The organism is Kocuria sp. CPCC 205297 (assembly GCF_040981035.1).
Classification (GTDB): Bacteria; Actinomycetota; Actinomycetes; order Actinomycetales; family Micrococcaceae; genus Kocuria; species Kocuria marina.
The window spans coordinates 279,536-305,747 of the sequence record NZ_JAVKPY010000002.1 but is presented as its reverse complement, the minus strand read 5'-3'; the positions used below and the strand labels follow the sequence as shown (position 1 = coordinate 305,747).

Here is a 26,212-nt window from a genome sequence, read left to right as displayed (position 1 = left end):
CACGGTGGCCGCGCTCTCGTCGGCAACGACGAGCAAGACCACCGCGCTACACCACTATCGGGGGCTCAACTCGTCACCCACGCGCGCGACACAATAGGCGCACCATCCCGAGCGGCCGAGAGACCTGGATCCATGACGCCGCAGCAACCCGCAGTGCTCGGCCAACTGCACGGTGCTACCGCCAGGACCGATGGAGTGCTGCGCGGCCCCGGGCAGCTGTCGGACGGGAGCCGTACCCGGCCGACGAGGAGGACATCCATGGCCGAGCACCAGTTCGGTTTCCGCACCCGCGCCCTGCACGCCGGCGGCACCCCGGACGCCGAGCACGGCGCCCGCTCCGTGCCCATCTACCAGACCAGCTCGTTCGTCTTCAAGGACGCCGACGACGCCGCCAACCTGTTCGCGCTGCAGAAGTACGGCAACATTTACTCGCGCATCGGCAACCCCACCGTGGCGGCCCTGGAAGAGCGCATCGCCTCCCTCGAGGGCGGGATCGGGGCGGTCGCCACGTCCTCCGGGATGGCCGCTGAGTTCATCACGTTCGCCGCGCTGTGTGGCCAGGGTGACCACGTGGTGGCCTCGTCCCAGCTCTACGGCGGAACGGTCACCCAGCTGGACGTGACCCTGCGTCGCTTCGGTGTGGAGACCACCTTCGTCCCCGGGACCGACCCGGCGGACTACAAGGCTGCGATCACCGAGCACACCAAGGCCGTGTACACAGAGCTCGTGGCCAATCCCTCCGGTGAGATCGCCGATCTGGAGGGGCTCGCCGCGGTGGCCCACGAGGCGGGTGTCCCGCTGATCGTGGACGCGACGCTCAACACCCCGTACCTGTGCCGCCCGTTCGAGCACGGCGCGGACATCGTGATCCACTCGATCACCAAGTTCCTGGGCGGGCACGGCAACACCCTGGGTGGCGTGGTGGTCGAATCCGGCCGCTTCGACTGGGGCAACGGGAAGTTCCCGGCCATGACCGAACCGGTTCCCTCCTACAACAACGTGACGTGGTGGGGGAACTTCGGTGAGTACGGGTTCCTGACCAAACTGCGTTCGGAGCAGCTGCGGGACATCGGGCCGTCCTTGACCCCGCAGGCCGCGTGGAACCTGCTGCAGGGTGTGGAGACCCTCCCCCAGCGCATGGACGCCCACGTGGCCAACGCGCAGGAGGTCGTGCAGTGGCTCGCCACGGATCCACGCATCTCCTACGTCAATTACGCGGGACTCGAGGGCCACCCCCACCACGAACGCGCGCAGAAGTACCTGCCCCACGGCATCGGATCCGTCTTCGCCTTCGGTGTGGCCGGCACGGACGAGTTGAGCGGCCGTGAGGTGGGCGCCCGATTCATCGGGAGCCTGCAACTGGCCTCACACCTGGCCAACATCGGGGACGCCCGCACCCTTGTGCTGCACCCCGCATCCACGACCCACCAGCAGTTGAGCTCCGAACAGCTCGCCGCGGGCGGGGTCAAGGAGGACCTGATCCGGATCTCCGTGGGTCTCGAGGACGCCGCGGACATCCTGTGGGACCTGGACCAGGCACTGAGCGCAGCCAGCGGTAGGAACCGGGACGGCGGCGTCGTCGCCCCCTCCGCCGCGCTCACGGACGCGGCGCGCACCACCCTGGACCAGGACAACAGTGCGGCGGCCTGCGCGCTGCCCGGAGCCGAAGGAGAACAGGCATGAGCACGCAACGCACCTGGGTGGGCCCCAGCGCCCCCGAACGGCTCGGCATCCTGCGGGGCACGCGCTCGATCGCGATCGTGGGAATGTCCGACAAGCCGTCCCGCGCGAGCTACTTCGTGGCCACGTACCTGCAGTCGTCGAGCCCGTACCGCGTGTACTTCGTGAACCCCGCGCTGGACGAGGTGCTGGGCCAGAAGGTCTACCCGTCGCTTGCGGAGCTGCCCGAGGTCCCGGACCTCGTGGACGTGTTCCGCAAGGACGCGGACCTGCCCGGCGTGGCACGGGAGGCCGTGGCCGTGGGCGCCAAGACCCTGTGGCTGCAGCTGGGCTCGTGGAACGAGGAAGCGGCGGCCATCGCAGAGGACGCCGGGCTGGACGTGGTGATGGACCAGTGCGTGAAGATCGAGCACGCGCGCTTCCACGGCGGTCTCCACCTGGCCGGGTTCAACACCGGAGTGATCTCCTCGAAGCGCCAGGTCCTGGCCTGAGATCGGGAGGTGTCGGCAACATCACGTCGCAGGCCGGACGCTGTCCCGTGGCGCGGAGGAGCCCACTCCCTATGCTTGACCGGTGGAGAAGGCCCAGGATGTGATCCGAGCCACATGAGAACCGTCCGACCCCCGAGGAGTTGCTCCCGTGTCCGCCAAGAAAACCCTGCAAGTCACCCTGGCCTTCGTGGGCCTGCTGGTGGGTGCCGGTTTCGCCACCGGTCAAGAAGTCATCCAGTACTTCATCTCGTTCGGTGTCTGGGGGCTGGCCGGCTCGGTGGTCTCGGGGATCCTGATGATCGCCGCGGGTGCCGTGATCATCCACATCGGCAGCTACTTCCTGGCGGACGAACACCGCCGGGTCTTCCGGTCCGTGTCCTCTCCCGTGGTGTCCCGGTTCCTGGACATCGCGGTGAGCCTGACCCTGCTGGCCATGGGCATCGTGATGCTCGCCGGTGCGGGTTCCACACTGGAACAACAGTTCGGGCTGCCCGCATGGATCGGTTCGGCCATCATGGTGGTGCTCGTGATGGTCACGGGGCTGCTCAACGTCAACAAGGTCACCAACATCATCTCGGCGGTCACCCCGGCGATCTTCGTGGCCGTGATCGTGGCTTTCGGCTACACCCTGACCAAGCTTCCCGTGGATCTCGGATCGCTGCACGAGCTCGCGGTGCAGGCGGACTCCCCCGTGAGCCCGTGGTGGCTGTCCGCGATCAACTACACGTGCATGGCCCTGATGCTGGGCGTGTCCATGTCCCTGGTAATCGGCGGCAACGCCCTCAACCCGCGCGATGCCGGCTGGGGCGGGCTGCTGGGCGGCGTGGTCTACACCGTTCTGCTGGCCATGAACGCCTTCGCCCTACTCGTGAACTTCGATGCCGTGGGCGGCTCCGAGGTGCCCATGCTCCAGCTCTTCCAAACCATGCACCCGTGGGCCGCACTCGGGATGGTTGTGGTGACGTTCGTGATGATTTACAACACGACCATCAGCATGTTCTACGCCCTGGGTCGCCGGGTCACCGTGAACCACCGCCACCGCTACGTCCCGATCTTCCTGGGCCTGTGCGCGGTGGGTTACGTGGTGAGCCTTGCGGGCTTCGGCACCCTGATGAGCGTGGTCTACCCGATCATCGGGTACGTGGGCATGGTCCTGGTGGTCGTCATGCTGTGGTGGTGGTTCCGTCACCGCGAGGACATCAGCGTGGAGGCCGGGCGCCGCAACCGGATCCGCGCCCTGCTGACCAAGCGTCGCGCGCAGGACAAGGAGTTCTCCGAGTTCAACGAGCACCAGCTCCGGGACGCGACCCACGATTCCCCCGCGGACGACGACGCCCTCACCGGCGCGATCGACACCCAGGTCCAGCAGGATCTCGCGGACGGCTCGGGCGACTCCCCGATCCCCTCGCCCGAGCGCCGCTGAGCGCAGCCGTCGAGCGGTCCCCGCGAGCGGCGTCGTCCGCGCGCCCGCCACGCACGGTGACGTGCGTGCGCGGGAACGACAGCGGCGTCGTCGCCCCTGCAAAGAGCCGGGGACGACGACGCCGCGTACGGGTTGCTCAGCGGCGCGCCCCGTTCTTCTGGTTGGCGCGCTGTTCCCAGAACACGGGGAGTGTGACGGTGTCCGTGCCGTCCCAGGCGGAGAGACCGGTGATCCCGGGGACGTCCCCGGCCTTGAACACGGGCTCCACCCCGGCCTTGCGCTGTTCCATGTAGTTGGCCAGCACCTTGGCGGCGACACCCGCGAGCATGCACAGCGCGATGAGGTTCAGCGTGGCCATGAAAGCCATGAACAGGTCCGCGAGAGACCACACGAGGTCCAGCGCGAGCATGGCACCCAGGAACACGCACACGAGCACGGCGAAGCGGTAGATGTTCATGGCCGCACGGGACTTGGTCATGAAGCGGATGTTGGACTCGCCGTAGTAGTAGTTGCCGATCACCGAGGACCACGCGAACAGGAAGATCGCCACGGTCAGGAAGTGCACGGCCCAGTCACCCAGCTGCATGCCCAGGGCGCTCTGCGTGAGGGAGGCACCCTGGCGCTCGTCGCCGAACGTGGGGTTGGAGAGCAGCACGATGAACGCGGTGATCGAGCACACGAGCATGGTGTCGAAGAACACCCCCAGGGACTGCACGAAACCCTGCTTGGCCGGGTGGGAAATGGAGGCGGTCGCACCGGCGTTGGGCGCGGAACCCATGCCGGCCTCGTTGGAGAACAGACCGCGCTTCATACCCTGGATGATCACACCGAGCACGCTGCCCGTGACGAACTCGCGGATGCCGAACGCGCCCTCCACGATCATGAGCAGCATGCCGGGGACCGCGGTGATGTTCAGGACCATCACGAGCAGCCCCAGGACCAGGTACAGCACGGCCATGACGGGGACCAGGATCTGCGTCACGGAGGAGATGGAGCGGATGCCGCCGAAGATCACGGCCGCGGTGATGACCACGAGCGCGAGACCCAGGACCACGCGCATCCACATGCCCTGGCCGTTGGTGATGTCCACGTCGAAGGACCCGCTCACGGCGTCCACGATGGAATTGGACTGCACGGAGTTGAACACGAAACCGTAGGTCACGGTGATGATGACCGCGAACAGCAGACCCATCCAGCGCTTGTTGAGCCCGCGCTCCATGTAGTACGCGGGACCGCCAACGTAGCCGTCGCCAGTCTTGACCTTGTACAGCTGCCCCAGCAGGGACTCCACGAACGCGCTGGCCGCGCCGATCGCGGCGATGACCCACATCCAGAACACCGCACCGGGCCCACCCAGGCTGATGGCGATGGCCACACCGGCGATGTTGCCCGTGCCCACGCGAGCGGCCGCGGAGACCGTGAACGCGCGGAACGAGGAGATGCCCTTCCGGCCGTTCTCGGCGTCACCGGGCGGATCGGTGAGCACCCTGAACATCTCGGGGATCCCGCGCAGCTGAATGGCCTTGGTACGGATGGTCAGGTACAACCCCACACCGATCAGGATCGCGAAGACGACGTACCAGATGTAACCGCCCAGCGTTCCCACGAGTTCTGTCAACGCATCCATGTGATTCCCCGGAATTCTGCCTCAAGACGGTTCCGGCCGCTGCGCGATGGGCAGCGGGGAACCGGGTGACTGATGTGTGCTGTTGCACTGATCTAGGTCACAGTAGCGGAAACAGGGCCCCGTGCGGGTGTCAGCGGGACGTGTCCGGGCCCTGGTGCCCCGGACCCTGGTGTCCCGGGGGCGGCGTCGGGGCACCGGCGGTGGAACCCGGCCCCGGGGCCCGATGCAGGGATGCCGTGGACGTGGTGGACCCGGAACCCGTGGAGTTCTCCCGGCCCACCGGGCGGAACGCGCCCACCGCGGGCCGCTCCGCGAGCACCGGGAACGCCCCCGTGAAGCCCTCGCGTTCGGCGGCGATCTCGCGCACCCTGCCCCGCACCATGAACCACCCGATCACCAGGATCGGGATCAGCACCAGGGAGGACGCCAGGGTGAAGGTGCCCACGGGGTAGTCCACGGCCATCAGCACAAGGACCCCCGCGAGGAAGAACATGGTCAGCCAGTTGGTGAACGGCGCCAGCGGCGCCCGGTAGCTCGGGCGGTTGTAGAAGCCCTTCCGCGCCAGGGAGACGTATCGCTGGTGGGACAGCGAGATCGCGGCCCAGCCCGCCATGGTGCCCAGTGCCGCGAGGTTCAGCACGATCTCGAACGCCTGCTCCGGGACCACGAAGTTCAGCCCCACGCCGAGCACGGCCACCCCGGCGGTCAACAGGATGCCGCCGTAGGGCACGCCGGACGCGGACAGCTTGCCCGTGAACCTCGGGGCGGAACCGGCCTGCGCCATGGAATGGACGATGCGCCCGGTGGAATAGAGGCCTGCGTTGAGCGAGGACAGCGCCGCGGTGATCACCACGAGCTGCATGATGGGCCCCGCCGCGTCCACGCCAATGGACGAGAAGAACGTGACGAACGGGCTCTCGGTGGCGCTGTAGGCGGTGTAGGGCAACAGCAGGCACAACAGCAGGACGGAGCCCACGTAGAACACCGCGATCCGCAGGATCACCGTGTTGATGGCCCGGGGGATGACCTTCTCCGCGTTGCGGGTCTCCCCGGACGTGGTGCCCACGAGCTCGATGCCGGCGTACGCGAACACCACACCCTGCACCACGATGAGTGCCGGCAGCACGCCGGACGGGAAGAGGCCCCCGCTGTCCCGGATCAGGGAGAACCCCACCTCGGAACCGGTGGGCGTGCCGAACAGCACGAAGAACGTGCCGATGACCAGGAAGACCACCAGGGCCAGGACCTTGATCAGGGAGAACCAGAACTCCAGCTCGCCGAACACCTTGACCGAGACCAGGTTCAGCAACACCACTAGGACCACCACGATCAACGCGAGGATCCACTGCGGGATCCCCGCCACGAACGCGCTGTACTGACCGAACCACTTGATGTAGATCGCGATGGCCGTGGCGTCCGCGACCGCCGTCATGGCCCAGTTCAGCCAATACAACCACCCGGAGACATACGCGGCCTTCTCGCCGTAGAACTCACGGGCGTAGGAGACGAACGAGCCGGAGGACGGCCGGTGCACCACGAGTTCGCCCAGTGAGCGCAGGATCAGGTAGGCGAAGAAACCGCACACCGCGTACAGCAGGAACAGGGACGGACCGGCCTGCTCCAACCGGCCACCGGCGCCCAGGAACAGCCCGGTCCCGATCGCGCTGCCGATCGCGATCATCTGCAACTGGCGAGCGCCCAGCCCCTTGTGGAACCCCGCCGTCTCGTCCTCGAAGCGCCGCTGCAGGACGTGTTTCTCCTGGACCTCGGTCAACCGCGGGCCGTTCTGGGACATATCTGTTCCCTTCGTCCTGACCGCCCGGGTGGGACCGTCCTCAGTCCTCCACGACGCGCACTGCGCCCTTGTCCGCGGAGGTCACCATGGAAGCGTACGCCCGCAGCGCCTTGGACACGCGACGTTCACGCGGCTTGGTGGGCTTCCAGGGGGCGTCACCCTTCTCCTGGCGACGGCGCGCGAGCTCGGCGTCGTCCACGTTGACCCGCAGCACGCGGTTCTCCACGTCGATCTCGATCTCGTCACCGTGCTCGATGAGACCCACGGCACCGCCGGCCGCTGCCTCCGGGGAGATGTGGCCGATCGAGATCCCGGAGGTGCCCCCGGAGAAGCGGCCGTCCGTGATGAGCGCGCACTTCTTGCCGAGCCCCAGGCCCTTGAGGTAGCTCGTGGGGTACAGCATCTCCTGCATGCCCGGTCCGCCCTTGGGTCCCTCGTAGGCGATGACGACGATGTCCCCCTCCTTCACGTTCTTGGAGAGGATCTCGTGCACGGCCTCGTCCTGGGACTCCACCACGAAGGCCCGGCCGGTGAAGTGGAACAGGTCGGGGTCGATCCCGGCGGTCTTGATCACCGCGCCGTCCTCGGCGATGTTGCCGAACAGCACGCAGAGCCCACCCTCCTTGGTGTAGGCGTGCTCCACGGAGCGGATGCAGCCCTCGGCGGCGTCCACGTCGTGGTCCTCGTACTCGTTGGCCTGCGAGAACGCCTGGGTGGTGCGCACGCCGCCCGGTGCCGCCAGGAAGAACTCCTTGGCGGCGTCGGATGCCTTGCCCGAGCGGATGTCCCACTCGTCCAGCCACTCGCCCATGGTCTGCGAGTGGACGGTGTGGACGTCCTCGTTCAGCAGCCCGCCGCGCCGCAGTTCACCCAGGATCGCGGGGATGCCGCCCGCCCGGTGGACGTGCTCGATGTGATACTTGGTGGAGTTCGGCGCCACCTTGGCCAGGCACGGGACCTTCCGGGACAGCGCGTCGATGTCCGAGAGATTGAAGTCCACCTCGGCTTCCTGCGCGGCGGCCAGGATGTGCAGCACCGTGTTGGTGGAGCCACCCATGGCGATGTCCAGGGCCATGGCGTTACGGAACGCTGCCTTGGTGGCGATGTTGCGGGGCAGCACGGAGTCGTCGTCGTGCTCGTAATAACGCTTGGCGGATTCCACGATCCGCCGCCCGGCCTCCAGGAACAACCGCTTGCGGTTCACGTGCGTAGCCAGCGTGGTGCCGTTGCCGGGCAGGGACAGACCCAGCGCCTCGGTCAGGCAGTTCATGGAGTTGGCGGTGAACATCCCGGAGCACGAACCGCACGTGGGGCACGCGTTCTCCTCGATCTGGGCCAGCTGCGCGTCCGTGACGGACTCGTCCACGGCCAGGGCCATGGCGTCCACGAGGTCCACGCGGTGCTCCACCACGCCCTCCACGCCCTCGCCGGATTCCATGGGGCCGCCGGAGACGAAGACCACGGGGATGTTCAGGCGCAGCGCGGCCATGAGCATGCCGGGGGTGATCTTGTCGCAGTTGGAGATGCACACCAGGGCGTCCGCGCAGTGCGCGTTGACCATGTACTCCACGGAGTCGGCGATGATGTCCCGGGAGGGCAGGGAGTACAGCATGCCGTCGTGGCCCATGGCGATGCCGTCGTCCACGGCGATGGTGTTGAACTCCTTGGCCACGCCTCCGGCCTCGCGCACCGCGGAGGCCACGAGCTCCCCCATGTTCTTCAGGTGCACGTGGCCGGGGACGAATTGCGTGAAGGAGTTCGCGATCGCGATGATCGGCTTGCCGAAGTCTTCGCTGCCCATGCCGGTGGCGCGCCAGAGGGCGCGGGCACCCGCCATGTTCCGACCGGTGGTGGACGTTGCTGAACGTAGCTGCGGCACTGTGACCCCTTCCCGAAGGCTGGACCGGGATGTGGACGGCGCGAAATGCGCCGTTCTCCCGGCAAAAAGTGTTCCCTCAAGGATACGCGTGACCCCGACACAGTTTTCACATAGCAGACAGCCGTCTCACCATTCGGGACGAGAGGACGACGACGCCGCCGTCCGTCCCGCGCGCCCCGGACCCCGGCGCCGTCGTCCGCCGAGCGCGCACCGGGCCCGTCCCTAGACTGGGAGGACGGCACAACCGCGAGGGAGCAAGACGCAGATGGGCAAGCACAAGAACACACCGTGCCTGGACGACGGCGTGGACTTCGCCGTGGAACTGGACCGGGCGCAGGACCCCCTGGTGATGACCCTGGACATCGGCTCCACCGCCACGCGCGGCTCCGTGCATGACGCCACCGGGACACCCGTGCGCGGGTACCGCCACAAGATCCCCCACGCGTTCACCACCGCGGCGGACGGCACCTCCGTGATCGACCCGGACCAGGTGGTGGACGAGATCCGCGAGATCCTGGACGTGGTGTGCGACCGGACGGAGCTCGCGGGGCAGGTGCGCGGCGTCGGCCTGGACTCCTTCGCGTCCTCCCTGGTGGGTGTGGACGCGAAGGGTGACCCCGTGACCGAGTGCTTCACGTACGCCGACTCACGGTGCGCGCCGCAGCTGAAACAAATGCGCGAGGAACTCGACGAACGGCAGGTCCAGCAGACCGTGGGCGCGCGCCTGCACACGAGCTACCTGGCCCCGCGGTTCCGGTGGCTCGCGGAAACGCGCCCCGAGGACTTCGAGGCCGCAGAGCGCTGGCTGAGCATCGGCGAGTACGTGTGGTTGCGTCTGCTCGGCACCACCGCCGCGGGTACCGCGACCGCCGCGTGGACGGGGCTGCTCAACCGCCGTTCGGGCAACTGGGATCGGCGGATGCTCAAGGCCGCCGGCATCACCGCGGACGTGCTCTCCCCGGTCCTCGAACCCCACGAACCGCTGCCGGACGTGGATCCCGAGCGCACCGCGCGTTGGCAGGGGCTCGCGGACGCGCAGTGGTTCGCGCCCGTGGCGGACGGGCTGTGCGCCAACCTGGGGGTGGGCGGATCGGACGAGCACACGATCGTTGCGTCTGCGGCGACCTCCGGCGCCATGAGGGTCCTGCTGCACCACCGCCCCCAGGACATCCCGCCGGGGCTGTGGTGCTACCGCATTGACTCCTCCCGGTGCCTGCTGGGCGGCGCCCTCAACGACGTGGGCCGCGCCGTGAGCTGGTTGCTCGACACCCTCGCGCTCGACGGCGTCGTACTCGACGAGATCGCCGCCGCGGATCCCTCCCCCGACACCCCCGGGGTGCTCCCCTTCCTGACCGGCGAACGCTCCACCGGGTGGGCGGGCAGTGCGCGGGCGGTGTTCGCAGATGTGTCAGCGTCCACGGATGCCTCCGCTATGGCGCGCGGGATGCTGGAGGGGATCGCTGGTTCCTACCGGAGGGTGTCGGACGAGCTGGAACGGGCCGCCACGGACGTGGAGCGGATCGTGGCGGCGGGCCGGGTCACCCAGGAGTTGCCGTCCTGGTTGCAGATCCTGGGCGACTACCTGGGCACCCCCGTGATCCACCAGACCATCAAGCGGTCCACGTGCCGCGGCAATGCCCTGCTCATGCTGGAGTCACTCGCGCCGGACGTGGAGTGCTCCTCCCCGGAACCCGCGGGGACGTACACCCCTCGCGATTCCGCACAGGAGTACTACCGGGGTGTCCACGACCGTTTCGAGCGGCTCTACGGGGCGGCGGTGGAGGGCTCGTGAGCCCCGTCCATGTGCCGTCTTCAGCTCACGCCAACGTTCCATCCCGCGGGGACCGCGCCCAGTAGGGGGATGTGGTGGCCGCTCACATCCGGCAGGTCCGCCAGGTAGTCCCGATTGGATTCCTGCACCGGATCGGGGTGAGCCGGCCAGGATCCCAGCACGACCCCCGACACCCGCACGCCCCGGTGGTGCAGGGCCTCCAGGGTCAGCAGGGTGTGGTTCAGGGTTCCCAGGTCCGGGCGGGTCACCACGACCGTCCCGACGTCCTCCCCCGCGCGGCCTTGCAGCTCCCGCGCCAGATCCGCGATCGTGTGCTGCTGCCCGTCCAGCTCCACGAGCACTCCCCCGCTGCCCTCCACCAGCACGAGGTCGTGGGATTCCTGTAATTCCATGACCCGCTCCACGTGCGCGGTGATCGACAGAAGGTCCACCCCGTCGATCGCCGCCGCGGGAGGCGGGGCCATGGGCTCGGTGAGCCGCTGTCCCTCCGCCACGGTGAGCGCCGCGGACGGCACGCCGACGGTATGAGCCAGCCGAGCGACGTCGTCAACGTCCCCCGGATCGTCCCCGCGCACGCCGGTCTGTTGGGGCTTGTAGACCGCGATCCGTTGGACTCCGGAGGACCATGCGGCCACCGCGAGCGCCGCGGTCGTGTAGGTCTTGCCCACGTCCGTGTCCGTCCCCGTGACGATGGTGATACGGGGAAGGGGCGCATGGGCGAGTGGGTTGCGAGTCATGCGGTGACCTCCTGGACGGATGGCGTACCTCTATCGGCGCCGGAGCCCGGGGCCGGAACGGGTCGCGACGGCGCGACCCGGCCGAGGCCGGCGCCCATTCCCGGCGTGGACGGCTCCAGAGCGCGCAGAACCTCCCGCACCCGATCCACCGCCCCCGACAATTCTTGTAATTCCATGTTCGCGCGCGCCGTGAGACGCAGCCTGCTGATGCCGTCCGGCACCGACGGCGGGCGGAAGCATCCCACCGCCACCCCACGCTCACGCAGGGTCCGGGCGGCGTCCACGGCGAGTTCCGCCGATCCCACGGGCACCGACTGCACCGCAGCGTGCGCGAGAGGCACGTCCAGCGCGCGGGCCACGAAGGCCGCGCGCTCGTGCAACCGGTCCGCAAGCTCGGGCCGCCCGAGGACGATCCGGGCGGCCTCCGCGGCGGCCGCGGCACTCGCCGGTGCGAGGGCGGTGTCGTACACGAACGGGCGCGCACGGTTGAGCAGGTGGTCGCGCAGCAGCTCGGACCCGAGCACCGCCCCGCCCTGCGCGCCGAGCGCCTTGGACAGCGTCACGGTCAGGACCACGTGCGGCGCGCCCGCGAGGCCGAGTTCGTGCACGAGCCCGCGACCACGGCCGGCGACCCCGATCCCATGGGCCTCGTCCACGAGTAACAACGCATCGTGCGCGCAACACACCCGCGCCAGCGCCTCGAGCGGTGCGTGATCCCCCCACACCGAGTACACGGATTCGACGACGACGATCGCCCGCGACTGCGACCGCTCCGCCAGCAGCTGCTCCACGTGGGCCACGTCCGAGTGCCGCGCGATCCGCACGGGCGAGCGGGACAACCGGGCACCGTCCACGAGGGAGGCGTGCACGTGGGCGTCCGAGACGATGAGGGTGTCCACATCTCCCAACGCCGTGAGCACACCCGTGTTCGCCGCGTACCCGCTCGAGAAGACCAGGGCCGCGGGCTGACCCGTGAGCTCGCACAGGGCGCGCTCAAGCTCCTCGTGCACGGGCAATGTGCCCGTGACGAGCCGCGACGCCCGTGAACCGGCCCCGTACCCGTCCAGTGCGCGGTGCGCCGCGGCCACGACGCGGGGGTCCCGCGACAGGCCCAGGTAGTCGTTGGACGCGAGGTCCACACACGGTCCAGGCATGGGCCGCAGTTCACGTCGCAGTCCCAGTTCGTCGCGTTCCCGCGCCCGGTCGTGAAGCCAATCGTCAAGGGGTCCCGCGGTGCCTCCTGCCAGTGCCGTCTCCGTTTCCGTGCTCATGCCCCGGCCTCCCCGGTGACGTCCCGGGCCGCGTGCACGACGGCGCGGGCGATGCGGCGGGAGTCGTCGTCCGAACAGATGTAGGGCGGCATCGCGTAGAGCAACCGACCGAAGGGCCGCAGCCACACCCCGTGCTCGAGGGCTGCGCGCGTCAACCGTGCATTGTCCGGGGCCCGGTGGAATTCCACGACACCCACCCCGCCGATCACCCGCACGTCCTCTACCGCGTCGAGTTCGGCGGCCGAGGGGAGGATCTCCCGGAAGGCGGTTTCCAGCCGGGTGATGTCCCGGCGCCACGTGTCCCGGAGCATCCGCACGGACTGCAGGGCCACCGCGCACGCGAGCGGGTTGGCCATGAACGTGGGCCCGTGCATGAGCGCACGCTGCGGTGACGCCGTGATGACCGTTCCCACGGATCCGGACACCAGCACAGCGGCGAGGGTCATGTATCCGCCGGTCAGGGCCTTGCCCACGCACATCACGTCCGGGACCACCCCGGCCCACTCGCACGCGAACCACCGCCCGGTGCGTCCGAACCCCGTGGCGATCTCGTCCGCGATGAGCACGAGGTCCAGCTCGTCCGCGATCTCCCGCAGGGCTCGTAGACAGCGCGGGTCATACGTGCGCATCCCGCCGGCTCCCTGCAGAACGGGCTCCACGATGACGCCCGCGAGCTCGTCCCGGTGCGCCCGGGCCGTGGCGCGCACGTCCGCGATCCACCGCGCGACGTCCTCGTCCGGCCCCACCCACTCGTGATCCTCCCCCGACGACGACGCCGCGGGAGGCGGTGCCACGAACAGCTGCTCCGCCACCAGCCCGGAGAATTCGGCGTGCATCCCGCCCTCGGGGTCGCACACGCTCATGGCCCCGGTGGTGTCCCCGTGGTAGCCGCCGCGCACCGTGAGGATGCGACGGCGCCCCGGTCGTCCGAGGGCCGCCTGGTACTGCACCGCGAGCTTCAGCGCGACCTCCACGCTCACGGAGCCCGAGTCTGCGAAAAACACGTGCTGCAGCTCGGGCGGGGTGACCTCCACCAGCAGCTCCGCGAGTTCTACGGCCGGGCGGTGCGTGAGCCCCCCGAACATCACGTGGGAGAACTCCGTGATCTGGTCCATGGCGGCGCGGTCCAGTTCCGGGTTGCGGTAGCCGTGCACGGCGCACCACCACGAGGCCATGCCATCGATCGCCCAGATCCGGTCCCCCTCAGGGGTCTCCAGGGTCAGGGTCACGCCCTCCGCGGCCAGCACCGCGTGGGGTGCGGGTCCGTCCAGCGGTGCGTAGGGGTGCCAGAGCAGCCCGCGGTCACGAGCGGCGAGGCGGGTGGGCTCCACGGCGTCGTCACCCTGTTCTGCCATCTCTGCCACGGCACCCGCGGCGGGGCAAGAAGCCTCCCCGCTGCTCTCGGCGGGCGCGGTGCCGTGCGTGATCTGCGGTGCCGGTTCAGGCATTCGGCGCCACCGACGTGCCCGCACCACGACGCCGCACAGTCGGGCTCAGCTCCACCCTCACCCTGGTGTCGTCCTCGTCCTGCTCGGGGCCGTCGCCCGAGCCCAGCAGGGCCGCCAGGGCCGGAGACATGGCGGCGCCGGTCGGTGCGGACGACGCCGCGGCGCCGCCGCGGGCCAAGTCACCGGCGATGGGGGAACCGTCCTCGGGGGCGCTGCCGACCCCCTCGGCAGGCTCGCCTCGGGGCACGTCAGCAGAGGCGGACTCACCGTCGGACGCAGCATTGTCACCGGACGCGGAACCGGCGGCCGATCCGCACGCGGACCCGCACGGCGTCGTCGTCCGCTCCCCCGCGCCCTGCTCCGCACCGCTGCCCTGCACGTCGGCCGGGCCGGCGTGACGGTCCCGGGACGGGTCCGGACCGGCGCCGAGAACGGTGAAGCCGGCGTCCGCGATCATGTCCAGGTCCGCCTTGGCCGCCTGCCCTTCGGAGGTGAGGTAGTCGCCCAGGAACAGGGAGTTGACCACGTGCAGGGCGAGCGGCTGCAGCGAACGCAGGTGCATCTCGCGGCCACCGGCCATGCGGATCTCCTTGTCCGGGCACACGAAGCGCACCACGGAGAGGATCTTCAGGCACTTCTGCGGGCTCAGCTGCCACGTGCCTGCCAGGGGCGTGCCGTCGAAGGGCATGAGGAAGTTCACCGGCACGGAATCCGAGCCCAGCTCCCGCAGCGCGAAGAGCGCCTCAACGAGCTGCTCGTCCGTCTCCCGCATACCCACGATCAGCCCGGAGCACGGCGAGAGCCCGGCGTCCTTCGCGCGCTCCACGGTGTCCACGCGGTCCTGGTAGGTGTGGGTGGAGCAGATGGACTCGTAGTGGGACTCGGCGGTGTTGAGGTTGTGGTTGTAGGCGTCCACGCCCGCTCCGCTCAACGTCTCCGCCTGGCCGTCCTTGAGCAGGCCCAGGCATGCGCAGACCTCCACATCCGGGTGCTGCTCCTTCAGCGCCTCGACCGTGCGGGTCACGTTGCCCACCTCACGGTTGGACGGGCCGCGACCGCTCGCCACGAGGCACACGCGGCTCGCACCACCGCGGATGCCGTACTCGGCCTGCTCCACCGCCTTTTCGGGGCTCAGCCACGAGTACTTGAGGATGTCTGTCCCGGAGTTCAGGCGCTGGGAGCAGTAGCCGCAGTCCTCGGCGCACAACCCGGACTTCAGGTTGACCAGGTAGTTCACCTTCACGGTCATCCCGAAGTGTTCGCGGCGCAGCCGTGCGGCGGCGGCCACGAGGTCCAGCATGCCGGGGTCGTCGGTGTGCAGCAGCTCGAGGGCTTCGTCCGGGGTCACTGGGTCGCCGGCGAGGACGCGCTCGGCCAGCTCGGCAGGGTTCTTGAACATTGTTCAATTATTGAACGCCGTTCAAGAAAGTCAATTCTCCAACGCCCGCCCCGCGCCGCACCGGCCGATCGGTAGAGTCACACGCAGCACCCGACCGAGCACCCCGAGAGGAGCACCGTGGCCCTGAACCGCGATGACGTGGTAGATGCCGCGTGGCACATCCTGCAGAGCTACGGCCTGGGTGACCTCTCCATGCGCCGCCTCGCCAAGGAGCTCGAGGTCCAGCCCGGCGCCCTCTACTGGCACGTGGCCAACAAGCAGGAGCTGCTGGCGGTGCTCGCCCAGCGCATGGTCGCACCGCTCGCCGCCGACCGCGCGGTGCACGACGACGCCATTCCCCGCGCCGTCCGCTCGGCCGGTCACGACGGGGCGGGTCCGGGGCACTCCGATGACGGCCGCACCGAGCCCGGCCACCTCGACCCCGCTCGGGTTGCCGCGGAGTTCCGTCGGCTGATCCTCGCGGTGCGCGACGGCGCGGAGGTCGTCGGCGTGGCCCACGCCCTCGATCCGCTCGACCTGCCGCCGGTTCCGCTACTCGTCGCGGCCCTGTCCGCCACGGGTCTCACGCAGCGGACCGCCGAGAACACGGCCCTGACCCTGGTCCGGTTCACACTGGGCTCCGTCACCGCTCAGCAGACCCGCGAGGCCATGGGGCTGCCCACCACTGACAGCGCTCCACGGTTCGAGGCCGGATTGGCCCTGATCCTCGGTCGTGAGGCAGCGCCCCTCGAGAGGTCCGACCCATGACACGGCCCGCCTTCACCATCCGTCTCCCCGAGCCCGACGACGCTCCCGCCCTCGCGGCCGTCCACGTGCGTTCCTGGCGTGAGACGTACGCGGGCATGCTCCCGGAGCGTTTCTACGGCGAGACGGCGCAGCGGCGTCGTCGCACCATGTGGGACGGCCTGCTGCGCGATGAAGCCGGCCGGAGCGCGGTGCGCGTCGCGGAGGTGGCCGGACGGATCGTGGGCTTCGCCGCGGTCGGCGCACCGGAGGAGTCGCAACCGGCGCGGGAGACCGCGCTGCGCATGGTGTACGTTCTGCGCGAGCACCACGGCGGCGGAGCGGGACAGGCGCTGCTGGACGCCGCGCTGGGGGCCGAGCCCGCGCAGCTGTGGGTCGCCGCGGCCAATGCGCGCGCCATCCGGTTCTACGAGCGCAATGGCTTCCGCGCGGACGGGACCGAGACGGTGGACCCGCGACTGTCGGACCTGCGCGAGCTCAGGATGGTGCGCTAGCGAGAGAGTGCGTTGGCGCGCGGACCCCGGCGCGATCGGCCAGGTAGCACGGCAGCAGACCGATACCCGCCCCGGACCGGGTCAACTCCACGTGCACCATGGAGGACGTGGCCCCGATCGACTGGTGCATCCGCGGCAGATGCCGCACGGGATCGATCAGCTCCGGGACGTCCTGCATGGACTCGATGAAGTAGAGCAGAGGGTGCTCCTGCAATTGGGCCGGGGACTCGAGGGCCGGGTGGCGTTCCACGTACGCCGCGGACGCGTAGAGCCCCAGGAAGTAGTCCGCCACGTGGAACGACTCGTTCCGGGAGACCTCTGGGCGCCCCACGACCACCGCGACGTCGATCCCCACGAGGTTGGCGCTCGGGCGACGCGCCGCGTTGATCATCTCGAGCCGCACACCGGGGTGGGTCTCGGACAGCCTGCGCATGGCCTCACCCACGGCGATCCCGCCGAGGCCGTCCGGGGCCAAGACCCGCACGAGCCCCTTCACCCCGCCTCCCGCACCGCCCGATTCCAGGGCGAGGGAATCCAGGGCCGTCTCGATGCCCTCGGCGGCACTCACGAACTGTCGACCCAGATCCGTGGGCTCCCACGCCCCGTCCGAGCGGACCAGCAGGCGGGCTCCCGCGGACTTCTCGAGGGCCGCGATCCTGCGGGACACCGTGGTGTGGCTGATCCCCTGAGTGGCAGCGGCACCCGAGTAGGAACCGTGCCGCACCACGGACCAGACCACCCCACCGCCGGGCACCGGACCCGCCGCGAACGAGCAGCCCCGCGGAGGCCTCAAGAAGGTGGTCGCGGCGTCGATGGCCGGCACGGTGGTCGAGTGGTACGAATTCTTCCTGTTCGCGACCGCCTCGACCCTGGTCTTCGGTCCCCTGTTCTTCGTAGACACCGGCAACCCGCTGGACGGCATCATCAAGGCGTTCCTGGTCTACGCGGTGGGCTTCATCGCCCGCCCGCTCGGCGGCATCGTCTTCGGTCACTACGGTGACAAGTACGGCCGCAAGCACCTGCTGCAGGTCGCCATCGTCCTGGTGGGTGCCACGACCTTCCTCATGGGCTGCCTGCCCACGTTCCACCAGGTGGGCTACCTGGCCCCGGCACTGCTCGTCTTCCTGCGGTTCGCGCAGGGATTCGCCGTGGGTGGCGAATGGGGCGGCGCCGTCCTGCTCGTGGCCGAGCACTCACCCAACAAGGAACGCGGGTTCTGGGCCAGCTGGCCCCAGGCCGCGGTCCCCCTGGGCAACCTCCTGGCCACCGTCGTGCTCCTGGTGCTGTCCCGCACGCTCTCGGACGAACAGTTCCTGTCGTGGGGCTGGCGCGTGGGCTTCTGGCTCTCCGTGGTGATCGTGGCCGTGGGCTACTACATCCGCACCCACGTCACGGATGCCGCGATCTTCAAGGAGACCCAGCAGGAGATCATCGAGGCCAAGGGCGCGGCGTACGGCGTGGCGGAGGTGTTCCGCCGCTACCCCCGCGGCGTGCTCGGCGCCATGGGCCTGCGCTTCGCGGAGAACATCCTCTACTACATCGTCGTCACGTTCTCCATCACCTACCTGTCCACGCAGTTGAAGATGAACACCTCGAACATCCTGTTGCTCCTGTTGGTGGGGCACGTCGTCCATGCGATCGTGGTCCCGCTCGTGGGCCGGCTCTCCGACAAAGCCGGGCGGCGTCCCGTATACGCCACCGGGGCCGCGCTGGGCATCGTCTGGGCATTCGCGGCCTTCCCGCTGTTCAACACCCGCAACGAGTGGATCATCCTGGGCACGATCGTGGTGGGTCTCGTGATCCATGCGTTCATGTACGCCGGTCAGCCCGCGATCATGGCCGAGATGTTCCCCACCCGCATGCGCTACTCCGGCGTCTCCCTGGGCTACCAGGTCACCTCGATCATCGCGGGTTCCCTTGCGCCCATCATCGCGACGACGCTGCTGCGCCAGTTCGACTCGTGGGTCCCCATCTCCATCTACATCTCCATCGCGTGCGTGATCACGCTCTTCGCCGTGATCACGCTGCGTGAGACCCGCGGGATTTCCCTGCAGTCGGTCGACGACGCCGATCGCCGCCGCCTGGACGAAGAACGCGCCGCGCACCACGGCGCCTGAACCCCGCGACGCGCGACCGACGACACCCTCGGGGCACGACGAAAGGATCGACATCATGACCGTCATCAGCTGGATCGGACTGGGCCACATGGGATCCCCGATGTCTGCGAACTTGGTCGAAGCGGGTCACACCGTGCGCGGCTTCGACCTCGACGAGCGGGCCATGGCCACCGCGCGGGACGGCGGTGTGGAGACGTTCTCCTCCATGGCCGAAGCCCTCGAGGGTGCGGAGGTGGTGTTCACCATGCTGCCCAAGGGCGAGCACTCCCGCGCCGTCTACCTCGGCGACCAGGGCGTCCTGGCGCTCGCCCCGAAGGACGCCCTCCTCATCGACAGTTCCACGATCGACGTGGAAACCGCCCTGGAGCTGCACAAGGCCGCAGCGGAGAAGGGTTTCGCGTTCGTGGACGCCCCGGTCTCGGGCGGGATCAGCGGTGCTGCGGCGGGAACACTCACGTTCATGATCGGGGGCGACAAGGACACCGTGGCCCGGGCCGAGCAGGTCATCACTCCCATGGCGGGTCGGATCGTGCACACCGGCGGGCCGGGCATGGGGCAATCGGCCAAGATCGTGAACAACATGATGCTCTTCGTCAATCTCGAAGCGTGTGCGGAGGGTTCCGTCCTGGCCGCCAAGGACGTGGGGCTCGCGATGTCCGCCGGTGAGCAGACGGGCGTGGACCTCCCCGCGGCCGAACTCGCGGCCCAGCGCTTCCAGCGCCTGATCGACGAGGGGTACGGGGATCTGGACTGCAGCCTGATCGTGAAGTACGCGGCCCCGGACGGCAAGGTCCAGGGCTGGAACCCGGACGAGGTCTGACACCCCGGCCACCTCAGCGAGGTGACGTCGAGCGCCGTCGTGCTCCGAGACCGCGGTGCGCCCGGAACACGACACGCGCTCAGACCCCCGCGCCCACGACCAGCATGGTGGCGGCGAAGACGATCCCGGAGACCAACAACACCACGGTCGTGTAGCCCAGGATGTCCCGGATCTTCAGTCCCGCGATGGCCAGCAACGGCAGGGCCCAGAACGGCTGGATCATGTTCGTCCATTGATCGCCGTAGGGCACGGCCATGATCACCACGGAGGGGTCCACGTCCAGGCGGGCGGCGGCGTCCAACAGGATGGGTGCCTGGATGGCCACCTGCCCGCCGCCGGACGGGACGAAGAAGTTGACCAGCCCTGCGGACAGGAAGGCCAGCAGGCCCAGCGTCTGGGGCGATGCCACGGCGACGATCGAGTCGGAGAGCACCTGGATCAGCCCCGTGGCGGTCATGATGCCCATGATCCCGGCGTACAGGGGGAACTGCAGCAGGATGTCCCCCACGTTCGACGCGGCGTTCTTGACCAGGCCCATGACCTCGAACGTGTTGCGGGACAACAGGAAGATCAGCCCCAGGAACATCCAGTTCACGATGTTCAGGGTGACGACGATCGCGCTGATGTTCCACCACGAGAAAATGGTCTCCCTGATGGGAATGATGTGGCCCACCTGCTTCTCGATGAACGAGCCCGGGGTCGCGGCGGTCAGTGGGCCGGAGCCCGAATACCCCATGTGCCACACCACGAACCCGGAGAACCCGGACGCCACGAGCATCGGGAAGCTCACGGCTTGGCGCCTGCGCGCGAACTCCGCGGCGACCTCCCGGGCGAGCAGACCGCCGATCACCAGGCCGAAACCCCATGTGATGAGCGAGGCCATCGCAGCGATGACGAACACGAAGACGTAGGCGCGCAGGGGTGAGCGGGGCACCGAGGCCAACTTGCCGAGACTGGCGCGCACGGGCCGGGTACTGGCCAGGGCATGACCGAGCAACAGCACCAGCGCCATCTGGGTCATGAACTCCAGCAGCCCGGACAGTCCCGTGCCCCATCCCTGGATCACGGCCACGGGCCCGGAATCGGTCAGCAGCAGGGCCATGAGGGCCACCAGGACGGTGAGGACTATGGCGAAGATCAGCGCCGAGGGGATGAACCTCTCCACGGCGGTGTTGAGCGGCCGCATCACGCGGGCCAGCGGCGGTTCGGACCGGGTGGCGGTGGCCTGCGGGGTTCCCGGGGTGCTCATGACAACGGCTCTCGGTGGTGGCGGGACACGGGTGGTTCTCCGATCTGGATCAGGGTTGGGTACATGCGATCGGTTGCCGGGCGCGGGCGCGTGGCCCGGTGGTGGCCCAGGAACAGCAGGACGATCAGCAGGACGTCCACGACGTCGCCGCCGTAGTACATGACCTGCGCGCCCACGTGGGCGTCGTGGGGCGCGACTCCCGCGGGCGGATGCGCGTAGAGCCACTTGGCCAGGACCGAGTGCGCCGCGATGAAGAGCACCAGGACCACGGCACGCACCCGGAAGGACGAACGATGCGGATCGGGGTCTGGTCCGGCGATGGCCGCCGTGAACACGTAGCCGGCCAGGAAGATGTGGGTGTGGACGAGCGCGTGGCCCCACGCGGAGGCGTGCATCCAGTGGAACAGCGCGGTGGTGTAGAGCAACCACAACCCGCCGGCATTGAGGATCGCGGCCACCACGGGGTGCGTGACCCAGCGGACGACCGGGAACCGCAGCACCCGCGAGACCCGGCGCGCCCCGGCGGTGGACAGCCCGCGCAGCGCCACCCGCACGGGCGTGCCCAGTACGAGCAGCAGGGGTCCGAGCATGCCCACCAACAGGTGCCCCACCATGTGAGCGGTGAAGCTGGTGTGCCCGGCGTGGGCGAGGGGCCCCACGAGGCCCACCCCCACGCCCAGCAGGCCGACGTAGAAACTCACGGGACGCCACGGACTCGGGCCCGTCCTGTGACGGCCCGACCACAACAACCACCCGTACCCCGCGGCAGCCAGCACCAGCACCACCACGACCAGCCACTCGAACACAGGCCATCCGACAGCAGCGGCGGTCTCCGAGTGGCGGGTGTGATCCGCATGGTGGGCGTGGTCCGAGGACATCAGCGGGTCCGATAGGCCCGCGCGCCGCGCCGCAGCACCACGAACCCGATGAGCATGAGGATCACCGCGGTGCCGTTCCACACGAGGTCGTACGGCAGGATGTCCACCCCGTAGCGGATCTGGTGGATGCCCAGCAGCTTGTGGTCCACGATGCCATCGAAGAGCTGGAAGGTCCCCACGCCCAGGATCACGGCCCCGATCCAGTGGGGCCAGTGCACCCCACCCCGTCGGCGCACGTCAGCGAGCAGGAACAGACCCCAGATGGTGATGAACCACCCGAAGGCGTGGAAGAACCCGTCCGTCACGAGAGCCACCTCGTGCGTGGAAAGGTCGTAGAAGTGGTGCCACTGCAGGCCCAGGTGGAAGATGAACAAGTCGATCATGGAGGCGGCGATACCGCATCCGAACAGGAACCCGGACAGCGCCGCCCGCTTGCGGGTGCGCCGGGGGTCCGGAACAGGCCCGCCCCCTGATCCAGGGCCCTCCGACCATGTCGAGTCCGGTGTGGATGCCGTGTGCGCCATGGTTCCTCCTGAATCCATTCGATCACCCCGGCCGCCCGCCCCCGGCTAGCACCCGGGCCGGTCAGCCGGCTCGAGCCGGGCCGCCTCTGGTGCGGATCACGCCCGCCCCGAGTCCGGGACGGACGTGACCCACCTTCAAGGCTCAACGGCTCAACGGCTCAACAACAACGCCTCACCCTGACCGCCGCCACCGCACAGGGACACGGCGGCCTTGCCGGAGCCACGCCGCGCCAGTTCCAAAGCGGCATGCAGCGCGATCCGCGCGCCCGAGGCCCCCACGGGGTGGCCCAGGGCGATCGCACCACCGTGGATGTTGACCTTCTCGGGGTCCACGCCCAGGTCGCGCACCGACTGCACGGCCACGGCCGCGAACGCCTCGTTGATCTCGATGAAGTCCAGATCCTCCAGGGTCCAGTCGGACCGCGAGAGCGCGTGCTCGATGGCCCGGGAGGGCTGGGAGTGCAGGGAGGTATCCGGACCGGCCACCTGACCGGGTTTGCCCACCACGGCGAGCCACTCGAGTCCGTGCTCCTCCGCGTAGCCGCGCGTGGTCAGCACGAGGGCCGCAGCGCCGTCGGAAATGGGGGACGAGTTGCCCGCGGTGATGGCGCCGTCCTTCGTGAAGGCGGGGCGCAGCTTGCCGAGGCCCTCCGCGGTGGAATCCGGGCGCACGCCCTGGTCCTCTGACACCGTGATCGGATCGCCCTTGCGCTGGGGCACCTCGATGGGCGCGATCTCGTCCGCGAAGATCCCGTCCTGCTGGGCCTTGCCCGCGAGTTGGTGGCTGCGCGCGGCCACCGCGTCCTGCTCGGCGCGGTCGATCTGACGCTCGCCGTTGCCGGACTCGGTGAGCTCACCCATGGGCACGCCCTTCTCGACGTCCACGAGCCCGTCGTGGGCGAGCGAGTCCGCGAGCCGCATGTCCCCGTAGGACTTGCCCTTGCGGGCGCCCAGGGCCAGGTGCGGCGCGTTGGTCATGGATTCCATCCCGCCGGCCACGACGACGTCCGCCTCACCCAGGCGCAGCATTCGCGCCGCTTCCGTGACGGCCACCAGACCGGACAGGCACACCTTGTTCAGGGCCGCCGCCGGGACGGTCTTGGGCAGTCCGGCCTTCACCGCGGCCTGCTTGGCCGGGTTCTGCCCGGTGCCCGCCTGCACCACGTTGCCCATATAGACGTAGTCCACGTCCTCGGGGGAGACCCCCGCGCGCTGCACGGCGTGCTTGATCGCGTGCGCGCCCAGGTCCACGGCGCTCAGGTCCGCGAGCGCGCCCAGCAATTTGCCCTGGGGTGTGCGTGCTCCGTTGACGATCACCACGTCATTGGCGTTCTCTGTCATTTCTCCTCCTGTACGGGCACGGAGTCCGGGGTGACGTCCACGAGCTCAACCCGGTATTCGGCCTCGGTCTTGGCTGCTACTTCTTCTTCGGTCACACCCGGGGCGAGGATCCGCAACACCAGCCCGTGTTCCTCCACGTCGAAGACGCACAGGTCGGTGATGATGCGGTCCACGACCCCGACACCGGTCAGGGGCAGATCGCACTCCCGCTTGAGCTTGGCGGAGCCGTCCTTCGCGACGTGTTCCGTCAAGACCAGCACACGAGGTGCTCCGGTCACAAGGTCCATGGCCCCGCCCATTCCCTTGACCATCTTGCCGGGAATCATCCAGTTGGCCAGGTCGCCGCGCTGCGAGACCTGCATGGCCCCCAGGATCGCCATCTTCACGTGTCCACCGCGGATCATCGCGAAGGACATCGCGGAGTCGAAGATCGCGGCCCCCGGCTGCAGGGTGATCGTCTGCTTCCCGGCGTTGATCAGGTCCGGGTCCTCGTCCCCCTCGTACGGGAACGGGCCCATGCCCAGCGCCCCGTTCTCGGTCTGCAGCACCACGCTCACGCCCTCGGGCAGGTTGTTCGCCACGAGGGTCGGGATCCCGATGCCCAGGTTCACGTAGTCGCCGTCATGCAGTTCCGACGCCGCGATGGCCGCCATCTCATCACGCGTCCAGCTCATGCCACCGCTCCTTCCGCTCCGCCGTTGCCAGTGCCTCGGACGGCACCACCGCCGGTCCGCACGTCCGTTCCGCCCTCCGACGACGACGCCGCGGGCCTCGGTCGCGTGGTGCGCTGCTCGATCTCCTTGGGCGCCCCTGAGTACTGCACCACGTGCTGCACGAAGACCCCGGGGGTCACGATGTGGTCCGGGTCCAACTCGCCCGGGGCCACGATCTCCTCGACCTCTGCAAACGTGATCCGTGCGGCCGTGGCGCACACCGGGTTGAAGTTGCGCGAGGTCCGCCGGTAGATCAGGTTGCCGTCCGTGTCCCCTCGCCACGCGTGCACCAGGGCGATGTCCGCGACAATCCCGCGTTCCAGGACGTAGGTGCGCCCGTCGAACTCCGCGGTGGGCTTCCCCTCCGCCACGCGCGTGCCCACACCGGTGGCGGTGTAGAACGCGGGGATCCCCGCACCGCCCGCGCGCAGCCGTTCGGCGAGCGTGCCCTGCGGGTTGAACTCGACCTCGAGCTCACCCTCCAGGTACTGGCGGGCGAACTCCTTGTTCTCCCCCACGTACGAGGACAGCACCTTACTCACCTGCTTGTTCTCCAGCAGCAGACCGAGCCCCTTGCCGTCCACGCCCATGTTGTTGGACACTACGGTCAGGTCCTTGGCTCCGTTGTCCCGGACCGCTTCGATGAGGTCCCGCGGGATCCCGGACAGTCCGAAACCGCCCACCGCCACGGTCATCCCGTCCCGCAGCGTCTCGGCGAGCAACTCGGCCACGTTGTCCCTGAGTTTGGACATGGTCACCCCTCCAGTGCGTGATCTGCCTCTCAGGCTAGAAAGTGACCACATTTTGGTCAATGCTTCACCCGTAATCGTCGGTGAAGGGATCACAATCTGAAAAACTGTCGCTAGTCTGTCCATATTGTGAACGTCCCGACGCAGGAGCGTGCATGACCCCGCAGAAATCCCGGAACCCGCAGCCCTCCCCGCAGGGCACGCAGGTGGTCTCCCGGATCGCCGCGATCCTGCAGGCCGTGGCATCCGGGGAGTCAGCCGGATCCACCGCGGCCATCGCCCACCGCACGGGGCTGACCCGGCCCACCGCGCACCGATTGCTCGCAGCGCTCGCCGCCGAGGGGTTCGTGGACCGCACGGAGGACGGCAACTGGGCCCTGGGTCCCGAACTGCACATCCTGGGCACGGTGGCCGCCCAACGTTATCCCGCCCAGGACCTCGCGACCCCGTGCCTGCAGCGGCTCGCCGAGGCCACGGGCGAGTCCGCGTTCTTCTCCGCTCGCCGCGGCAACGAGGTCATCTGCCTGGCCCGGGTGGAGGGGGCGTTCCCGGTGCGCTCGCACGTGCTCTACGAGGGCCTGCGGTTGCCCCTGGGCGTGGCCTCCGCGGGACTCGCGATCCTCGGTCACCTACCCCCGGACCAATTGGAGACCGCCCTCGCGGACACCCGGGAGGAGCGGACGCGCCTCGGTCCACAGCACGACGACGCTCACGTCCGCCGCCTCGTCGCCCAGGTCCGGGAGGACGGCTGGTCCCTGAACCCCGGACGTATTGTGGAGGGCTCGTGGGGCATGGCGGCCGCGGTGTTCGACGCGACCGGCCAACCCCGCTACGCACTCTCCCTGACGGGGATCGAACCCCGGTTCACCGCGGAACGCAGACCCCGTCTCGGGGCGGCTTTGCTGGACCAGGCCCACAAGCTCTCCACGGCGCTGCGCGCGGGGGCCACGACCGTGTGAACCGGACGCAGCGGCGTCGTCCCGTACCGTCAGACCCCGCGTCCTTGCACCCCGGAACATCTGTGCCCCGATATCGCATGCG

At 69.1% G+C, this 26,212-nt stretch carries 23 protein-coding genes and 1 riboswitch; of the genes, 9 read left to right on the top strand and 14 right to left on the bottom strand.

Annotated features, from left to right (window positions below; genetic code table 11):
• Window positions 1-99: 99 nt before the first annotated feature.
• Window positions 100-197, top strand: a riboswitch (SAM riboswitch).
• Window positions 198-258: 61 nt separating this feature from the next.
• The 3 genes from RF650_RS02990 (at window position 259) to RF650_RS02980 (ending at window position 3,594) form a co-directional block, all read left to right on the top strand.
• Complete coding sequence (locus RF650_RS02990; protein WP_318541084.1) at window positions 259-1,683, top strand: O-acetylhomoserine aminocarboxypropyltransferase/cysteine synthase family protein; 1,425 nt, start codon at window positions 259-261, stop codon at window positions 1,681-1,683.
• Window positions 1,680-2,171: a CoA-binding protein gene (locus tag RF650_RS02985; RefSeq protein ID WP_239317409.1), complete on the top strand. Its 492-nt coding sequence runs from the start codon at window positions 1,680-1,682 to the stop codon at window positions 2,169-2,171. Before RF650_RS02990 ends, RF650_RS02985 begins: the two co-directional genes overlap by 4 nt.
• Before the next feature lie 148 nt (window positions 2,172-2,319).
• A complete protein-coding gene (locus RF650_RS02980; protein WP_311254119.1) occupies window positions 2,320-3,594 on the top strand; it encodes a hypothetical protein in 1,275 nt (424 codons plus the stop codon).
• A gap of 136 nt (window positions 3,595-3,730) precedes the next feature.
• Here RF650_RS02980 and RF650_RS02975 read toward each other — a convergent pair whose 3' ends face one another.
• The 3 genes from RF650_RS02975 to ilvD form a co-directional block, all read right to left on the bottom strand.
• Complete coding sequence (locus RF650_RS02975) at window positions 3,731-5,221, bottom strand: sodium:alanine symporter family protein (RefSeq protein ID WP_131332218.1); 1,491 nt, start codon at window positions 5,219-5,221, stop codon at window positions 3,731-3,733.
• 130 nt (window positions 5,222-5,351) lie between these two features.
• Entirely contained in the window at window positions 5,352-7,016 is a 1,665-nt protein-coding gene (locus RF650_RS02970; protein ID WP_311254118.1) for an amino acid permease, read from the bottom strand.
• A 40-nt stretch (window positions 7,017-7,056) separates the two neighbouring features.
• Window positions 7,057-8,895 (bottom strand): dihydroxy-acid dehydratase, encoded by a 1,839-nt coding sequence (gene ilvD / locus RF650_RS02965; RefSeq protein WP_098053526.1) that lies wholly within the window; start codon window positions 8,893-8,895, stop codon window positions 7,057-7,059.
• 265 nt (window positions 8,896-9,160) lie between these two features.
• Between ilvD and RF650_RS02960 the strand changes: the two genes are divergently transcribed.
• Window positions 9,161-10,687, top strand: a complete 1,527-nt coding sequence (locus RF650_RS02960; protein ID WP_368814036.1) for a gluconokinase — start codon at window positions 9,161-9,163, stop codon at window positions 10,685-10,687.
• Between the two features lie 20 nt (window positions 10,688-10,707).
• Here the strand turns inward: RF650_RS02960 and bioD are convergent, their stop codons facing one another.
• The 4 genes from bioD to bioB all read right to left on the bottom strand — a co-directional run bounded on the left by bioD (window position 10,708) and on the right by bioB (window position 15,542).
• Window positions 10,708-11,424 (bottom strand): dethiobiotin synthase, encoded by a 717-nt coding sequence (gene bioD, locus RF650_RS02955; protein WP_368814035.1) that lies wholly within the window; start codon window positions 11,422-11,424, stop codon window positions 10,708-10,710.
• The gene (locus RF650_RS02950; RefSeq protein WP_368814034.1) at window positions 11,421-12,695 is read right to left on the bottom strand and encodes an 8-amino-7-oxononanoate synthase; all 1,275 of its coding nucleotides are present in this window, start codon (window positions 12,693-12,695) and stop codon (window positions 11,421-11,423) included. The genes bioD and RF650_RS02950 overlap by 4 nt, the downstream gene beginning before the upstream one ends.
• Window positions 12,692-14,050 carry an adenosylmethionine--8-amino-7-oxononanoate transaminase gene (gene bioA / locus RF650_RS02945; RefSeq protein ID WP_368814046.1) on the bottom strand — a complete coding sequence of 453 codons (1,359 nt, stop codon included), beginning with the start codon at window positions 14,048-14,050 and terminating at the stop codon, window positions 12,692-12,694. The genes RF650_RS02950 and bioA overlap by 4 nt, the downstream gene beginning before the upstream one ends.
• An 85-nt stretch (window positions 14,051-14,135) precedes the next feature.
• Window positions 14,136-15,542: a biotin synthase BioB gene (gene bioB, locus RF650_RS02940; protein ID WP_368814033.1), complete on the bottom strand. Its 1,407-nt coding sequence runs from the start codon at window positions 15,540-15,542 to the stop codon at window positions 14,136-14,138.
• A gap of 117 nt (window positions 15,543-15,659) precedes the next feature.
• Between bioB and RF650_RS02935 the strand changes: the two genes are divergently transcribed.
• The gene (locus RF650_RS02935) at window positions 15,660-16,289 is read left to right on the top strand and encodes a TetR/AcrR family transcriptional regulator C-terminal domain-containing protein (protein ID WP_206398715.1); all 630 of its coding nucleotides are present in this window, start codon (window positions 15,660-15,662) and stop codon (window positions 16,287-16,289) included.
• Window positions 16,286-16,780 carry an N-acetyltransferase family protein gene (locus tag RF650_RS02930; protein ID WP_368814032.1) on the top strand — a complete coding sequence of 165 codons (495 nt, stop codon included), beginning with the start codon at window positions 16,286-16,288 and terminating at the stop codon, window positions 16,778-16,780. Before RF650_RS02935 ends, RF650_RS02930 begins: the two co-directional genes overlap by 4 nt.
• On the opposite strand, the gene RF650_RS02925 is transcribed toward RF650_RS02930, so the two are convergent.
• Complete coding sequence (locus tag RF650_RS02925) at window positions 16,764-17,519, bottom strand: LysR family transcriptional regulator (protein WP_368814031.1); 756 nt, start codon at window positions 17,517-17,519, stop codon at window positions 16,764-16,766. The genes RF650_RS02930 and RF650_RS02925 overlap by 17 nt on opposite strands.
• A 58-nt stretch (window positions 17,520-17,577) precedes the next feature.
• Between RF650_RS02925 and RF650_RS02920 the strand changes: the two genes are divergently transcribed.
• Window positions 17,578-18,897, top strand: coding sequence for an MFS transporter (locus RF650_RS02920; RefSeq protein ID WP_368814030.1), 1,320 nt, complete (start codon window positions 17,578-17,580; stop codon window positions 18,895-18,897).
• A gap of 55 nt (window positions 18,898-18,952) precedes the next feature.
• Window positions 18,953-19,717, top strand: a complete 765-nt coding sequence (locus RF650_RS02915) for an NAD(P)-dependent oxidoreductase (protein WP_368814029.1) — start codon at window positions 18,953-18,955, stop codon at window positions 19,715-19,717.
• Between the two features lie 79 nt (window positions 19,718-19,796).
• Here RF650_RS02915 and RF650_RS02910 read toward each other — a convergent pair whose 3' ends face one another.
• From RF650_RS02910 to RF650_RS02885, 6 genes are all read right to left on the bottom strand, one after another.
• Window positions 19,797-20,903: a short-chain fatty acid transporter gene (locus RF650_RS02910; protein ID WP_368814045.1), complete on the bottom strand. Its 1,107-nt coding sequence runs from the start codon at window positions 20,901-20,903 to the stop codon at window positions 19,797-19,799.
• 59 nt (window positions 20,904-20,962) lie between these two features.
• On the bottom strand, window positions 20,963-21,844 hold the full coding sequence (locus RF650_RS02905; protein ID WP_368814028.1) for a cytochrome c oxidase assembly protein: 882 nt from the start codon (window positions 21,842-21,844) through the stop codon (window positions 20,963-20,965).
• On the bottom strand, window positions 21,844-22,368 hold the full coding sequence (locus tag RF650_RS02900; protein ID WP_368814027.1) for a DUF2243 domain-containing protein: 525 nt from the start codon (window positions 22,366-22,368) through the stop codon (window positions 21,844-21,846). Before RF650_RS02900 ends, RF650_RS02905 begins: the two co-directional genes overlap by 1 nt.
• A gap of 150 nt (window positions 22,369-22,518) precedes the next feature.
• Complete coding sequence (locus RF650_RS02895; protein ID WP_064846513.1) at window positions 22,519-23,709, bottom strand: acetyl-CoA C-acetyltransferase; 1,191 nt, start codon at window positions 23,707-23,709, stop codon at window positions 22,519-22,521.
• Window positions 23,706-24,383, bottom strand: a complete 678-nt coding sequence (locus RF650_RS02890; protein ID WP_131332204.1) for a CoA transferase subunit B — start codon at window positions 24,381-24,383, stop codon at window positions 23,706-23,708. The genes RF650_RS02895 and RF650_RS02890 overlap by 4 nt, the downstream gene beginning before the upstream one ends.
• A complete protein-coding gene (locus RF650_RS02885; protein ID WP_368814026.1) occupies window positions 24,380-25,174 on the bottom strand; it encodes a CoA transferase subunit A in 795 nt (264 codons plus the stop codon). Before RF650_RS02885 ends, RF650_RS02890 begins: the two co-directional genes overlap by 4 nt.
• Window positions 25,175-25,326: 152 nt before the next feature.
• On the opposite strand from RF650_RS02885, the gene RF650_RS02880 reads away from it, so the two are divergent.
• Window positions 25,327-26,130 (top strand): IclR family transcriptional regulator, encoded by an 804-nt coding sequence (locus tag RF650_RS02880; RefSeq protein ID WP_239317336.1) that lies wholly within the window; start codon window positions 25,327-25,329, stop codon window positions 26,128-26,130.
• Window positions 26,131-26,212: the final 82 nt, after the last annotated feature.

Bases quoted from the DNA above. Each gene is read 5' to 3' on its own strand.
- RF650_RS02960 (WP_368814036.1), top strand. From the start codon at position 9,161: ATGGGCAAGCACAAGAACACACCGTGCCTGGACGACGGCGTGGACTTC.
- bioA (WP_368814046.1), bottom strand. From the start codon at position 14,050: ATGGCAGAACAGGGTGACGACGCCGTGGAGCCCACCCGCCTCGCCGCT.
- bioD (WP_368814035.1), bottom strand. From the start codon at position 11,424: ATGACTCGCAACCCACTCGCCCATGCGCCCCTTCCCCGTATCACCATC.
- RF650_RS02880 (WP_239317336.1), top strand. From the start codon at position 25,327: ATGACCCCGCAGAAATCCCGGAACCCGCAGCCCTCCCCGCAGGGCACG.
- RF650_RS02915 (WP_368814029.1), top strand. From the start codon at position 18,953: ATGACCGTCATCAGCTGGATCGGACTGGGCCACATGGGATCCCCGATG.
- RF650_RS02930 (WP_368814032.1), top strand. From the start codon at position 16,286: ATGACACGGCCCGCCTTCACCATCCGTCTCCCCGAGCCCGACGACGCT.
- RF650_RS02895 (WP_064846513.1), bottom strand. From the start codon at position 23,709: ATGACAGAGAACGCCAATGACGTGGTGATCGTCAACGGAGCACGCACA.
- RF650_RS02990 (WP_318541084.1), top strand. From the start codon at position 259: ATGGCCGAGCACCAGTTCGGTTTCCGCACCCGCGCCCTGCACGCCGGC.
- RF650_RS02970 (WP_311254118.1), bottom strand. From the start codon at position 7,016: ATGTCCCAGAACGGCCCGCGGTTGACCGAGGTCCAGGAGAAACACGTC.
- RF650_RS02950 (WP_368814034.1), bottom strand. From the start codon at position 12,695: ATGAGCACGGAAACGGAGACGGCACTGGCAGGAGGCACCGCGGGACCC.
- RF650_RS02885 (WP_368814026.1), bottom strand. From the start codon at position 25,174: ATGTCCAAACTCAGGGACAACGTGGCCGAGTTGCTCGCCGAGACGCTG.
- RF650_RS02905 (WP_368814028.1), bottom strand. From the start codon at position 21,844: ATGTCCTCGGACCACGCCCACCATGCGGATCACACCCGCCACTCGGAG.
- RF650_RS02985 (WP_239317409.1), top strand. From the start codon at position 1,680: ATGAGCACGCAACGCACCTGGGTGGGCCCCAGCGCCCCCGAACGGCTC.
- RF650_RS02910 (WP_368814045.1), bottom strand. From the start codon at position 20,903: ATGCGGCCGCTCAACACCGCCGTGGAGAGGTTCATCCCCTCGGCGCTG.
- RF650_RS02900 (WP_368814027.1), bottom strand. From the start codon at position 22,368: ATGGCGCACACGGCATCCACACCGGACTCGACATGGTCGGAGGGCCCT.
- bioB (WP_368814033.1), bottom strand. From the start codon at position 15,542: ATGTTCAAGAACCCTGCCGAGCTGGCCGAGCGCGTCCTCGCCGGCGAC.
- RF650_RS02975 (WP_131332218.1), bottom strand. From the start codon at position 5,221: ATGGATGCGTTGACAGAACTCGTGGGAACGCTGGGCGGTTACATCTGG.
- RF650_RS02890 (WP_131332204.1), bottom strand. From the start codon at position 24,383: ATGAGCTGGACGCGTGATGAGATGGCGGCCATCGCGGCGTCGGAACTG.